The sequence below is a fragment of the Streptomyces sp. NPDC048696 genome (assembly GCF_043198895.1).
In the GTDB taxonomy this organism is placed as follows: domain Bacteria; phylum Actinomycetota; class Actinomycetes; order Streptomycetales; family Streptomycetaceae; genus Streptomyces.
Genome location: NZ_JBICVJ010000015.1, coordinates 130962 through 143401, shown reverse-complemented (window position 1 = coordinate 143401; position 12440 = coordinate 130962). Strand labels below are relative to the sequence as shown.

The window sequence follows — 12440 nt, the reverse complement described above, 5'->3', positions numbered from 1 at the left end:
CTTGCGCGCAAGCGCGATAGTCTGGTCCTTGCTTCGGAGGGAGGCGATCACGATGACCACCAGCGAACTGGACCGGTTCGCGACCTGGATCGAAGAGCTGATCCGGCGGCGCGGCTTCGACATCGACAGCCCGCGCGGTGGCGGCAGGTCGCGCCTCGCCGACGAGGCCGGGGTCCACCGGGCCGCCGTCACCCGACTGCTGCAGCGCCAGAGCATGCCGGACCTGGAGACGACGCGGCGCCTCGCGCACGTCCTGGAGGTCCCGGTACGGGAGATGCTGATCCGCTCCGGCCGGCTCACCGAGGATGATCTGCCGCTGCCCGCGCTGCGCGAGCCGTCGACGCCGTCCTGGCAGCTGACGCTGGAGGAGGCGGCCGTCGGGCTCGGCGTTCCGCCGGAGCAGCGGGCCATGTTCATCAAGGTGGCGGGGCAGTTCCTGCCGGACGCGGCGACGCAGGGGTCCGTCGAGTCGCGGTAGGCGCCACCAGGAGCGGGGCCGAGAACCCGGGGAGCGGGCGGCCACCGATCACCCGCGGCCAAACCCGCAGCAACGGAGTTTCCGCGGTCGCACAGGGACGTAAGCTGACACGGCCTGGCAGCGATGGGACGCGAGAGAGAGCCGTGCATGGCTGAGAGCGACGGGATCTCCCGGCCCAGCGGCGACCGGGCCGGGCGTGCGGGCCGCGATCCCGAGGACCGCCCGCGCCCTTACGAGCCTGCCGAGGGGGCCGACGGGCCCGCCGGGCTGCCGCCGGTCCCGGACGACCTGCCGGGGCTGCTGGCCGCCCTGGGAACCCACCTGGAACGCCACTCCGCCGAGGAGCTGGTCGTGCTGCTGCGCGCCGAGGTGGAGAACCGCGAGCTGCGCGCGTACGCGGCCGGCTGGCGGGACGCGGCGGCCCAGTACCAGCGCGCTTTGGACGAGACGGCCTCGGCCGCCCGGGCCCGCTCCCTGCGCCGGGCCGGCCGCCGCCCGGGCCGGGGCGAGGTCATCCCGCTCCGCCGCGACCTGCCGCAGCAGGCCGAGCCCCGTTCCTCGCCAGCCCCCGGCGAGAGCGCCGACGAGATACCCGGCACGCCCGGCCAAACACCCGACGGCGCCGCAGTCGAACACGGCCGGACCTCCGACACCGGACCCGGCGCCGCCCCCCGGCCCCCCTCCGACACCGGACCCGGCGCCGCCCCCCGGCCCCCCTCCGACGCCGGGCCCGCCGCCCCCCGGCCCGCCTCCGACGCCGCGCCCGACCCCGCCTCCCGCACCGACGACGCCGCGCCCGGGCGTGATCCCGGCCGGGCCGGGCTCGTACGCAAGAGTCCGCACTCCAAGGTGCCCACCATCCCCCGGCTGGCCGCGCCCAGGCGCGAGCGGGGCAAGGGGGGTACGGAGCCGCCGGAGGAGGGCCCCGGGTGAGACGCGTCTCACCGGTCCCCCGGGGTGTCCCGCGTGTGGGTATTTGTTTTGACCCAAGTCGATGAGGTAGGTACGCTCAGACCTTGTGCCTGGGGTGTGCCCTGGGCTCCCCTGCGTGCCTACGTCCGCAGGGCGAGTCCTACAACGGCCACCGCAATCTGCGCTTTCTCCGTGCCCACGGCGAGAGCCTGCAGTATTCGACACACCCGACCGCGTGGGTCGGTGACGTTCCAGGTTAGTTTCACCAACGGCACACAGAAACCGGAGAAGTAGTGCCTACGATCCAGCAGCTGGTCCGGAAGGGCCGGCAGGACAAGGTCGAGAAGACGAAGACGCCCGCGCTTGAGGCTTCGCCCCAGCGCCGCGGCGTCTGCACGCGTGTTTTCACCACCACCCCGAAGAAGCCGAACTCGGCGCTGCGGAAGGTCGCGCGTGTGCGTCTGACCTCCGGCATCGAGGTCACGGCCTACATTCCGGGTGAGGGTCACAACCTGCAGGAGCACTCGATCGTGCTCGTGCGTGGTGGCCGTGTGAAGGACCTGCCGGGTGTTCGTTACAAGATCATCCGCGGTGCGCTTGACACCCAGGCTGTCAAGAACCGCAAGCAGGCCCGCAGCCGCTACGGCGCCAAGAAGGAGAAGTAAGAATGCCTCGTAAGGGCCCCGCCCCGAAGCGCCCGGTCATCATCGACCCGGTCTACCAGTCTCCTCTTGTCACGTCGCTGATCAACAAGATCCTGCTGGACGGCAAGCGCTCCACCGCCGAGCGCATCGTCTACGGCGCCATGGAAGGCCTCCGCGAGAAGACCGGCAACGACCCGGTCATCACGCTGAAGCGCGCGCTGGAGAACGTCAAGCCGTCCCTTGAGGTCAAGTCCCGCCGTGTCGGTGGCGCGACCTACCAGGTTCCGGTCGAGGTCAAGCCGGGTCGTCAGTCGACCCTGGCGCTCCGCTGGCTCGTGGGTTACTCCCGCGCCCGCCGCGAGAAGACCATGACCGAGCGCCTGATGAACGAGCTTCTCGACGCTTCGAACGGCCTCGGTGCGGCCGTCAAGAAGCGTGAGGACACGCACAAGATGGCCGAGTCCAACAAGGCCTTCGCGCACTACCGCTGGTAGTCGCAACCCACATCGAGACCGAGAGAAGACTGAGCCGATATGGCTACCACTTCGCTTGACCTTGCCAAGGTGCGCAACATCGGCATCATGGCTCACATCGACGCGGGCAAGACGACCACCACCGAGCGCATCCTGTTCTACACCGGTGTGTCTTACAAGATCGGTGAGGTCCACGACGGCGCTGCCACGATGGACTGGATGGAGCAGGAGCAGGAGCGCGGCATCACCATCACGTCCGCCGCGACGACCTGCCACTGGCCGCTCGAGGACGTCGACCACACCATCAACATCATCGACACCCCGGGTCACGTGGACTTCACGGTCGAGGTGGAGCGTTCGCTCCGCGTCCTCGACGGTGCCGTCACCGTGTTCGACGGTGTCGCCGGTGTGGAGCCGCAGTCCGAGACGGTCTGGCGTCAGGCCGACCGTTACGGCGTGCCGCGTATCTGCTTCGTGAACAAGCTCGACCGCACCGGCGCCGAGTTCCACCGCTGTGTCGACATGATCGTGGACCGCCTCGGCGCCACCCCGATCGTCATGCAGCTGCCGATCGGTGCCGAGGCCGACTTCAAGGGCGTTGTGGACCTGGTCCGCATGAAGGCCCTGGTCTGGTCCGCGGAAGCGACCAAGGGCGAGATGTACGACGTCGTCGACATCCCGGCCACGCACACCGAGGCCGCTGAAGAGTGGCGCGGCAAGCTGGTCGAGACCGTCGCGGAGAACGACGAAGAGATCATGGAGCTGTTCCTGGAGGGCACCGAGCCCACCGAGGAGCAGCTGTACGCCGCGGTCCGTCGTATCACCATCGCGTCCGGCAAGGGCGGGGACACCACGGTGACCCCCGTCTTCTGCGGCACCGCGTTCAAGAACAAGGGCGTTCAGCCCCTGCTCGACGCGGTCGTGCGCTACCTGCCTTCGCCCCTGGACGTCGAGGCCATCGAGGGCCACGACGTCAAGGACGCCGAGGTCGTCGTCAAGCGCAAGCCGTCGGACGAGGAGCCGCTGTCGGCCCTCGCCTTCAAGATCGCGAGCGACCCGCACCTCGGCAAGCTCACCTTCATCCGGATCTACTCCGGTCGCCTGGACGCCGGCACCTCGGTGCTGAACTCCGTCAAGGGCAAGAAGGAGCGCATCGGCAAGATCTACCGTATGCACGCGAACAAGCGTGAGGAGATCGAGTCGGTGGGCGCCGGCGACATCGTCGCCGTCATGGGCCTGAAGCAGACCACCACCGGTGAGACGCTGTGCGACGAGAAGAAGCCGGTCATCCTGGAGTCCATGGACTTCCCGGCCCCGGTCATCCAGGTCGCCATCGAGCCCAAGTCCAAGGGTGACCAGGAGAAGCTGGGTGTCGCCATCCAGCGTCTCGCGGAGGAGGACCCCTCCTTCCAGGTGCACTCGGACGAGGAGACCGGCCAGACCATCATCGGTGGTATGGGCGAGCTTCACCTCGACGTCCTCGTCGACCGTATGCGTCGCGAGTTCAAGGTCGAGGCGAACGTCGGCAAGCCGCAGGTCGCGTACCGCGAGACGATCCGCAAGGCCGTCGAGCGTCACGACTACACCCACAAGAAGCAGACCGGTGGTACCGGTCAGTTCGCCAAGGTGCAGATCGCGATCGAGCCCATCGAGGGCGGCGAGGCGACCTACGAGTTCGTGAACAAGGTCACCGGTGGCCGCATCCCCCGGGAGTACATCCCGTCGGTGGACGCGGGTGCGCAGGAGGCCATGCAGTTCGGCATCCTGGCCGGCTACGAGATGACCGGCGTTCGCGTCATTCTTCTCGACGGTGGCTACCACGAGGTCGACTCCTCCGAGCTCGCGTTCAAGATCGCCGGTTCGCAGGCGTTCAAGGAGGCCGCGCGCAAGGCCTCCCCGGTGCTCCTTGAGCCCATGATGTCCGTCGAGGTCACCACGCCCGAGGACTACATGGGTGAGGTCATCGGCGACATCAACTCCCGCCGTGGCCAGATCCAGGCCATGGAGGAGCGCAGCGGCGCCCGCGTCGTGAAGGGCCTCGTGCCCCTCTCGGAGATGTTCGGCTACGTCGGAGACCTCCGCAGCAAGACCTCGGGTCGCGCAAGCTACTCGATGCAGTTCGACTCCTACGCCGAGGTTCCGCGGAACGTCGCCGAGGAGATCATCGCGAAGGCCAAGGGCGAGTAACTCTTCGGAGTTCACCCGCTTTAGGCTTGTCACCGGAGTCCGGTGGGGCATTCGCCGCAATGCGAGAGTATTGCGGCGAATGCCCCCGGGCCCCGGCATCCCAGCAAAGATCACCTGGCGCCGATGAAGCAAGGCGTACAGAACCACTCCACAGGAGGACCCAGTGGCGAAGGCGAAGTTCGAGCGGACTAAGCCGCACGTCAACATCGGCACCATCGGTCACATCGACCACGGTAAGACGACCCTCACGGCCGCCATTACCAAGGTGCTGCACGACGCGTACCCGGACCTGAACGAGGCCTCGGCCTTCGACCAGATCGACAAGGCTCCCGAGGAGCGCCAGCGCGGTATCACGATCTCGATCGCGCACGTCGAGTACCAGACGGAGTCGCGTCACTACGCGCACGTCGACTGCCCGGGTCACGCTGACTACATCAAGAACATGATCACGGGTGCCGCGCAGATGGACGGCGCCATCCTCGTGGTCGCCGCCACCGACGGCCCGATGCCGCAGACCAAGGAGCACGTGCTCCTGGCCCGCCAGGTCGGCGTTCCGTACATCGTCGTCGCCCTGAACAAGGCCGACATGGTGGACGACGAGGAGATCCTGGAGCTCGTCGAGCTCGAGGTCCGTGAGCTCCTCTCCGAGTACGAGTTCCCGGGCGACGAGCTTCCGGTCGTCCAGGTCTCGGCGCTCAAGGCCCTTGAGGGCGACGCCAAGTGGGGCCAGACCGTTCTCGACCTGATGAAGGCCGTCGACGAGTCCATCCCGCAGCCCGAGCGTGACGTCGACAAGCCGTTCCTGATGCCGATCGAGGACGTCTTCACGATCACCGGTCGTGGCACCGTCGTCACCGGTCGTATCGAGCGTGGTGTCCTCAAGGTCAACGAGACCGTCGACATCATCGGCATCAAGACCGAGAAGACCACCACCACGGTCACCGGCATCGAGATGTTCCGCAAGCTGCTCGACGAGGGCCAGGCCGGTGAGAACGTCGGTCTGCTCCTCCGTGGCATCAAGCGCGAGGACGTCGAGCGCGGCCAGGTCATCATCAAGCCCGGTTCGGTCACGCCGCACACCGAGTTCGAGGCCCAGGCGTACATCCTGTCCAAGGACGAGGGTGGCCGTCACACGCCGTTCTTCAACAACTACCGCCCGCAGTTCTACTTCCGTACGACTGACGTGACCGGTGTCGTTACCCTCCCCGAGGGCACCGAGATGGTCATGCCGGGCGACAACACCGCCATGACGGTCGCGCTGATCCAGCCGGTCGCCATGGAGGAGGGCCTGAAGTTCGCCATCCGTGAGGGTGGCCGGACCGTGGGCGCCGGCCAGGTCGTCAAGATCACGAAGTAATTCGTGTTCTGACCTGGTAGCTCACAGCTGAGCACCAAGAAGGGCCCCGCACCGAGAGGTGCGGGGCCCTTCGCTGTTTTGCGCGCCTGTCCACGGACCTACCCGGCGGCGTGTACGTCCGTCGAGGCGGCGGCTCCCAGCGCCCACACCCAGGGCTTGCCGTCCACGCCGAGCCCGACGGCGACCGGGCCGCGTGCGGTGAGGTGGAGGGTCGGCGCGTCGACGGGGACCACGCCCGGGGGGCGGGTCCGGCGCTCGGTCCCGACCAGCGCCCGCACCCGCCCCTTGGCGTCCTTGCCGAGGACGACCAGGCCGTCCTTGGGGGAGTGGAGCGCGCCGACGGTCCCGTATCCGTCGAGCTGCGGGCTGTTCGGGCCGGTGGAGGTGCCGTCCGCGCGCAGGGAGAGAAGCCGGGGGTCGGCCGGGGCGAGTCCCTTGCCCTTGGTCTTACGGGGGTCGGTGAGGGTCCGGTACAGCAGCTGTATACCGCCGCCTGCCTGCGCGGGCAGCCCGACGGCGGCGGGAGCGTCGACCGCCAGCGGCAGCCGCGGCCCGCTCTTCACATACGCGAGAGGCTGCCCGGGGGCGTCCTGCGCCCAGTGGTGGACGAAGTCGTACCCCGGGGCGAAGAGATGCACGCGCCCTTCGGCGTCCAAGGCGGTGGCGAGCCCGTCCTGAATGATCTGGCCACCGAGATCGGCCCAGGGCCCCCATGAGCCGTCGCTCTCCCGCACCCGCGAGCTGACCCCCTTGTCGGCGTTGCGGACGAAGAGGTGGAGGCGGCCGTCGGGGGCGGTGACGGCGACGGGGGAGCCGATCCGGCGCCCGCGGTCGTCACCGCGCTCGGGGTTGCCGAGCCCGCGCCAGGCCGCGAACTTCCCACCGGGCGCGGCCTGTTCGAGCATCACCACCTCACGGGTGTTGGCCCCGGCGCGCCCGGCGACGGAGGAGAACCGCAGCCCGAACAGCACCTGCCGCCCGTCCTTGAGAGCGGCGCCGCCGAGCACGGGCGCGAGCGGCCCGCCGCCGAGGTCGTCCGGCGCGCCGAACCGCCCGCTGCCGGGCGCGGTCTCGCGCCACCGCACGGCCCGCAGCCCGAGCACGCCGTACGCGGCGAGGCGTCCGTCGGGCTCGTTGCCGACGACGGGCCGGGGCCCCGGGAAGCGGTAGTGGGTGGAGCGCACCCACCCCTTCCAGTTGGTCAGGGGCCGCTTCCCGCCGACGTTGTAGTCCCCGCAGCCGCCGGGGTTGCCGCACTTCCAGTCCGGGGCGCCGCCGTACGGGATCAGATGGGCGGCCTTCTCGGCGAGGACGTCCGGGGGGAGGTTCTTGGGCCAGTGCCGGTTGTAGTAGGCGCGGTACGAGGTGACCGCGAACCCGGGTATCCCCTTCTGTCGCTGGGTGGCCTGGGCGACATACCGCACCATCCCCGCCCAGGCGAAGGAGGCGGCGGCGGTGTGGTCGGCGTGGTCGGCGTACCCCGGCTGCTCGCTGTCGTGCTGGCGGGTCTTCTCGGGGCTGTGCTGGATGTCCGGGTCGGGGTCGAGGGTCTGGACGAGGGTGGGCGCGTACGTGTCGAGCAGCCCGGCGACGACCTCGACGAGTTCGTCGTACGTGTACGGGGTGGCGGCGGTCACCGGCGAGCCCGTGGCGATGACGACGGGGAGGGTGAGGGCCCGGTCCTCCCACAGACTGGGCAGCCCCATACGGCCGCCGCGCAGGGTGTGCATGGCGGTGTTGAGGAAGACGAGCTCGACGTGGCGGCCGTTGTGGACGAGGGAGTTGACCTCGGCGGTGTGCCCGCCGCGCAGCTTGAGGACGTCCTTCTGCCAGGGCGTGAAGAGCGGCAGCCCGAGCAGCGCGGCATAGGCCTGCCGAAGTCCTTGGTGGCGGGCGGAGGAGTAGGCGGCCTTGTCGAAGTGCATGGTCGAGGGATCGCTGACGACCCGGTTGTCCCCGTTGGCCTCGCCGCCGGTGAGATACACGCTGACGATCCTGGCGCCGCCGTCCAGGGCGTGCTGGGTGTCCGGGTTCATGAAGTACAGGTCGTCGTCGGGATGCGCCACGATCTGCATCAGCACGGCCCGCCGCCCGGCCGCGACGGGCTGCCCGGGCGCGACGGTCGCCCCGTCCTCCCGGTGCCGCTGAGAGGCGGGCACGGAACACGACCCGACGGCGGCGGCGACCCCGGCGGCGGCAGCGGTGCCGAGCACGGCACGCCGACTGGGCCGAAGCCGCCGACTCACCCGGCCGCCCGCGCCCGCCCCGTCACCCGTGCCGCCCGTGCCGACTTCGCCGTCCTCGCCCGCTCCGTCGGCGCCGCCACCCCTGCTCGCTCCGAACACGTACGTTCCCCGTTCCCGTCCATTTCTTCCGCTCTTCGGTCGCCGAAGTAGACGGAAGGAAAGGGGTGCCGGTTGCTCGAAGGAATTCGATTACGGGACGGTTTGAATTGTGGTCCGCATTGTTTTGAACGGAGTTTTCTTTGTGGCCACTTTCTCTTTGTCTGCGGTGGCGGGGGCGCGGGCGGGACCCGGGTGGGGGGCTATGCGTACAGGGGCAGGCCGTCCGTCGGGATCGTCCAGTCGGCGATGGTCACGTCCTCGCCGTAGACGAAGTCCTTGCGGGTGGCGTAGCCGGGGCCCGTCGGGGGTGGGGTGGAGCCGCGAGGTACGGGGGATGCGGCGGGTCACGATGTTCGTGGTCCGGCCGGAGTAGCGAGCCGACTACGCGTATCGGGCGACCTCTCCGGCGGAGGTGGCGGTGGCGGCACGGACGAGCCGGCTGCGCAGCAGCTCGGGGTCGTCGCAGCCGGTGATGCGGTCGCGGGTCCCGTCGGGGACATCGATGCCGCGTGCTTCCAGAACGACGAGGATGTCCTCCGCACGCCTGCGAGTGCGGCTTTCATCGCGGATCTCCTCCGAGATCGGAGACGAGAAGAATGAAAGGTCCTTGATCACCAGGTCTCTCCACAGTTTCGAAGCGTGCGGCACACCGGCCAGGCCCTGGGCGATGAGCTCGGTAAAGATGTCCGCGACCGGGACCACGAGGCGGACCCGGTGGGTCTGCACGAGGCTCGGCCGGTACTGGGACGGGTCGTAGTCGACCGCACCCGCCCCAGTACCGCGCCCGGGCGTGCCGGGACTACTCATCCGCGAAGACCTCGTCGGCGGAGGAGGCGGTGAGGGCCCGATCGAGCCAGTGGTGAAGGATGTCGAGGTCGTCGCAGCTGGTGATGCGTTCCCGTGCCTCGTCGGGGACGTCGATGCCGCGGCGCGCCAGGATGAACAGGATGGCGTCGGCCTGCCCCTTGGCCTCACCCTTGGCCTGGCCCTCGGCCCGGCCTTCGTCGCGGAGTTCTTCGGACAGGGATGACTTGTAGAAAGACAGGTCCACGGCCACCAGTTTCCTCCATAGTGCTGCGGCTGGGTGCTTGCCCAGGCCTTGGGCGATGAGTTCGATGATCGGGTAGGCGATGGCGTGCGGTGTGTCCCGCAGCACGGTCGTCATTGATTTGAGTATGGCCCCGATGTCCGGAGACGTGACGTGGGTGATTAGGGCCAGTGTGGCGAGCGCGAGGTCCTTGTTGACCTCGGCCGGATCGGTGATCACAGGCATGTTGTGCGGTCCCGCGACGAGTGGGCGCAGGGTGAGCAGGGGCCACTGAGGAGGGCCGAAGCGGACCGGTCGCGCCGCCCATTCGGCGGTGGCGCGGTCCTGGCAGACGACCAGCAGCATCGGCTGCAGCCGGTACTTGGTGAGCAGGTACGAGGCGTAGTAAGCCCAGCTCGCGGGCTTGGCCGGGTCCTTCTTGCCCTGGGCTTCGACGGCGAGAAGAAGCGGCTCGTCGTCCCCCATTTCCAGCCTCAGTAACGTGTCCACGCGGCGTTCGAGTGGGCGGGTCTCGGTGAGGTCGGTCGGAAGGATGGTGACGGAGGTGGGCGGGGAGAAGTCGATGCCGAGCACCTCGGAGACCCGGGAGAAGAGCTCGGGGCGGTCCTGGAAGATGCGGTGCATCGCTTCATGGGGCGAGCTGACCATGGGGTTCCTTCGTGCTCTGAGGTGACTGGTGCCGGGCCGCGCAGGCGCCGCACCTGTGCGGGTCCGGGCCGCGGTAGCCGCGGTCGCAGCCGTCGCCGTTCCGGACCGGTTCGCGGGTGCGGCGGAGGTAGCCGTGGGCTTCGAGTTCGCGCAGGGCGGCGATGCGGGTGGGGCCCTCGGGGAAGCGGGCGGCGAGCGATTTGATGTCGACGCGGGCGCCGGCGGGGAGGGGCTGGATGTGGACGCCGAGTCCGGACAGCTCCGGGTGCTGGGCGAGGTGGTTGCCGATCACCGTGAAGCGGGTGGTGTGGCGGGCGTTGTCGTGGACGACGCCGGAACGAGGTCCCCGATGGGGGTGGTTTTTGCCCGGGATACGGGACTGGGCGCGCGGGGGCGCGCTAGGGTTTTGGGTGTCCATCGGGAAGCCCTACTTCCTCGGTGGTCAGGCCCTCGCACTGGGATTGCAGTCCCGGCGGGGGCCGTCGCATGTCTGCGGTTGTCCTGTGGTGCTCGCGCCGAGCGTAGGGCAGTCAACCCCTCTCGAATCCAGCCGAGTTGGGCATATTCACTCGGGGGAGTGAGTTTGTGCGGCGGGCGGGAGGGTGGGGCTTGGTGGGGTTCTTTCTCCCCGTGTTTCTTAGGGAAGAGCGCCGGTCGCGCCGGAGCGCGGTCCGCCATGCTCCGGTGCGAGGGGGCCAAGTTCGGCCCAGACGGTCTTGCGTGGGACGGGGCCGAGTTCGACGCCCCAGCGGTCGGCCAGTGCCTCGACGAGGAGCAGGCCGCGCCCCGACGCGGAGTCGGCGGACGGCGTTCGAGGGCGCGGGAGTTCGTCACCGCGTGTGTCCGTGACCTCGATACGGAGTACACCGCCGTCGACCCGGAGGGTGAGGAGGAAGTCCCGCCCGGCGAGGCGGCCGTGCGTGGCCGCGTTGGAGGCGAGTTCCGCCACGATGTGCGCCGCGTCCCCGGCGGTCCCGTACGGCAGCTCCCAGGTCCGCAGCCACTCGACGGCGAGCAGGCGCGCGAGCCGGGCGCCGCGCGGCGTGGGGGACAGCAGAACGCTGAAGTGGCGGACGGGGGCCGGGAGTTGGGTGGATTCCTGGTTCACGTCACTCAGCGTGGCCGGATGCGCCTACGGTGAACAGTGACGGAGTCGGTGCGTACGGTGACTGTCCGGTCGTTGTCCGGCTCTGTCTTGTCTGTACGGCGGGTACGGAGGCACGGCGGAGGCGGTGGTCGGGATGGGTGCGGACGGCGAGGGTGCGGACGAGGCCGGCTGGGACGTGGAGCCCGGGGACGAGATCGCGCCGGTGGTGGAGGCGGTGGGGCGCCAGGTCAAACTCCGGCGTGAGGCGGCCGGGATGCGGGTGCCGGAGTTCGGGGAGGCGATCGGATACGGCGAGGACCTGATCCGCAAGGTGGAGCGCGGGGTGCGCATCCCGCGCCCGGAGTTCCTGGACAAGGTGGACGAGGTGCTGGGCGCGGGTGGCCTCGTATCGGCCATGAAGAAGGACCTGGAGAAGGCCCGGTACCCGAAGAAGGTCCGGGAACTGGCGAAGCTGGAGGCCCGGGCGGTCGAGCTTCAGCTCTACAGCAACCACAATCTGCATGGGTTGTTGCAGACGGAGGAGTACGCGCGGGCGTTGCTGGGGACTTGGCGGCCCACGTACTCACCGGATGATCTGGAGCGGCTGCTGTCCGCGCGGATGGCTCGAAAGTCCATCTATGGCCGGTCCCCCGCGCCTGAACTCAGCTTTGTGCAGGAGGAGGTGACATTGACCCGCCCCATCGGGGGAACAATGGTGCTGCGCCGCCAGCTCGAACACCTGTTGGAGGTGTCCGAGTTGCCGTACGTCGAGTTTCAGGTGATGCCGACATCCCGGGCGGACCACCCGGGAACAGTCGGGCTGATCGAGGTGCTGAAGTTCGGGGACGGTTCGGCTTTGGGGCGTACGGACGGTCAGTTCGGTGGCCGTCCTGTCTCCGACCCGAGGCATCTCCGGGTTCTCGAACTGCGGTATGGCATCATCCGGGCCCGGGCTCTGACACCGGAGGAGTCACGGGCCTTCATCGAGCAAGCGCTGGGAGAGACATGATCCGTAAGCCCTCAGCAGGTGACGTGGCCAAGCTGGCGTGGTTCAAGAGCAGCTACAGCAGCAGTAGTAATGGCGAGGACTGCGTCGAGATTGCCACAGCCCCCGACCTCGTGCACGTCCGCGACTCCAAGAACGTCGAAGGCCCTCGCCTCGGCTTCAGCCCGCAGGTATGGCGCGACTTCATCGCGTACGCGCACGCGCGCGGCTGAGTAAGTAGGGGTACTCATGCCGTGACGGGAGGGGCCTCAGTAC

The 12440-nt window shown here is 69.0% G+C and carries 13 protein-coding genes and 1 pseudogene; 8 read left to right on the top strand and 6 right to left on the bottom strand.

The features are described 5' to 3' along the window. Window positions 1–52: 52 nt before the first annotated feature. The 6 genes from ACGFRG_RS28465 (at window position 53) to tuf (ending at window position 6051) form a co-directional block, all read left to right on the top strand. Window positions 53–478 (top strand): helix-turn-helix transcriptional regulator, encoded by a 426-nt coding sequence (locus ACGFRG_RS28465; RefSeq protein WP_361430762.1) that lies wholly within the window; start codon window positions 53–55, stop codon window positions 476–478. Window positions 479–625: 147 nt separating this feature from the next. Then, the gene (locus tag ACGFRG_RS28460) at window positions 626–1411 is read left to right on the top strand and encodes a hypothetical protein (RefSeq protein WP_393268465.1); all 786 of its coding nucleotides are present in this window, start codon (window positions 626–628) and stop codon (window positions 1409–1411) included. 272 nt (window positions 1412–1683) lie between these two features. Then, window positions 1684–2055: a 30S ribosomal protein S12 gene (rpsL, locus tag ACGFRG_RS28455; RefSeq protein ID WP_007265893.1), complete on the top strand. Its 372-nt coding sequence runs from the start codon at window positions 1684–1686 to the stop codon at window positions 2053–2055. A gap of 2 nt (window positions 2056–2057) precedes the next feature. Beyond that, complete coding sequence (rpsG, locus tag ACGFRG_RS28450; protein WP_101389595.1) at window positions 2058–2528, top strand: 30S ribosomal protein S7; 471 nt, start codon at window positions 2058–2060, stop codon at window positions 2526–2528. A 39-nt stretch (window positions 2529–2567) separates the two neighbouring features. After that, complete coding sequence (gene fusA / locus ACGFRG_RS28445; protein WP_361430764.1) at window positions 2568–4694, top strand: elongation factor G; 2127 nt, start codon at window positions 2568–2570, stop codon at window positions 4692–4694. Between the two features lie 163 nt (window positions 4695–4857). Beyond that, window positions 4858–6051 carry an elongation factor Tu gene (tuf, locus tag ACGFRG_RS28440; protein WP_361430765.1) on the top strand — a complete coding sequence of 398 codons (1194 nt, stop codon included), beginning with the start codon at window positions 4858–4860 and terminating at the stop codon, window positions 6049–6051. Between the two features lie 98 nt (window positions 6052–6149). Here the strand turns inward: tuf and ACGFRG_RS28435 are convergent, their stop codons facing one another. The 6 genes and pseudogenes from ACGFRG_RS28435 to ACGFRG_RS28410 form a co-directional block, all read right to left on the bottom strand. Further along, on the bottom strand, window positions 6150–8297 hold the full coding sequence (locus tag ACGFRG_RS28435; RefSeq protein WP_393268540.1) for a PIG-L family deacetylase: 2148 nt from the start codon (window positions 8295–8297) through the stop codon (window positions 6150–6152). Window positions 8298–8596: 299 nt separating this feature from the next. Then, window positions 8597–8714, bottom strand: a pseudogene (locus ACGFRG_RS28430) (Uma2 family endonuclease); the annotation flags it as partial. Window positions 8715–8777: 63 nt separating this feature from the next. Continuing rightward, complete coding sequence (locus ACGFRG_RS28425) at window positions 8778–9203, bottom strand: hypothetical protein (RefSeq protein WP_393268459.1); 426 nt, start codon at window positions 9201–9203, stop codon at window positions 8778–8780. After that, window positions 9196–10092, bottom strand: a complete 897-nt coding sequence (locus ACGFRG_RS28420; RefSeq protein WP_393268456.1) for a hypothetical protein — start codon at window positions 10090–10092, stop codon at window positions 9196–9198. The genes ACGFRG_RS28425 and ACGFRG_RS28420 overlap by 8 nt, the downstream gene beginning before the upstream one ends. Beyond that, window positions 10073–10510 carry a hypothetical protein gene (locus ACGFRG_RS28415; RefSeq protein WP_393268453.1) on the bottom strand — a complete coding sequence of 146 codons (438 nt, stop codon included), beginning with the start codon at window positions 10508–10510 and terminating at the stop codon, window positions 10073–10075. Before ACGFRG_RS28415 ends, ACGFRG_RS28420 begins: the two co-directional genes overlap by 20 nt. 219 nt (window positions 10511–10729) lie before the next feature. Then, complete coding sequence (locus tag ACGFRG_RS28410) at window positions 10730–11200, bottom strand: ATP-binding protein (protein ID WP_361430769.1); 471 nt, start codon at window positions 11198–11200, stop codon at window positions 10730–10732. A 133-nt stretch (window positions 11201–11333) separates the two neighbouring features. Here ACGFRG_RS28410 and ACGFRG_RS28405 point away from each other — a divergent pair, with 133 nt between their 5' ends. Both ACGFRG_RS28405 and ACGFRG_RS28400 read left to right on the top strand, forming a co-directional pair. Then, complete coding sequence (locus ACGFRG_RS28405) at window positions 11334–12188, top strand: Scr1 family TA system antitoxin-like transcriptional regulator (RefSeq protein WP_393268450.1); 855 nt, start codon at window positions 11334–11336, stop codon at window positions 12186–12188. Then, window positions 12185–12397, top strand: coding sequence for a DUF397 domain-containing protein (locus tag ACGFRG_RS28400; RefSeq protein ID WP_393268447.1), 213 nt, complete (start codon window positions 12185–12187; stop codon window positions 12395–12397). Before ACGFRG_RS28405 ends, ACGFRG_RS28400 begins: the two co-directional genes overlap by 4 nt. Window positions 12398–12440 lie beyond the last annotated feature (43 nt).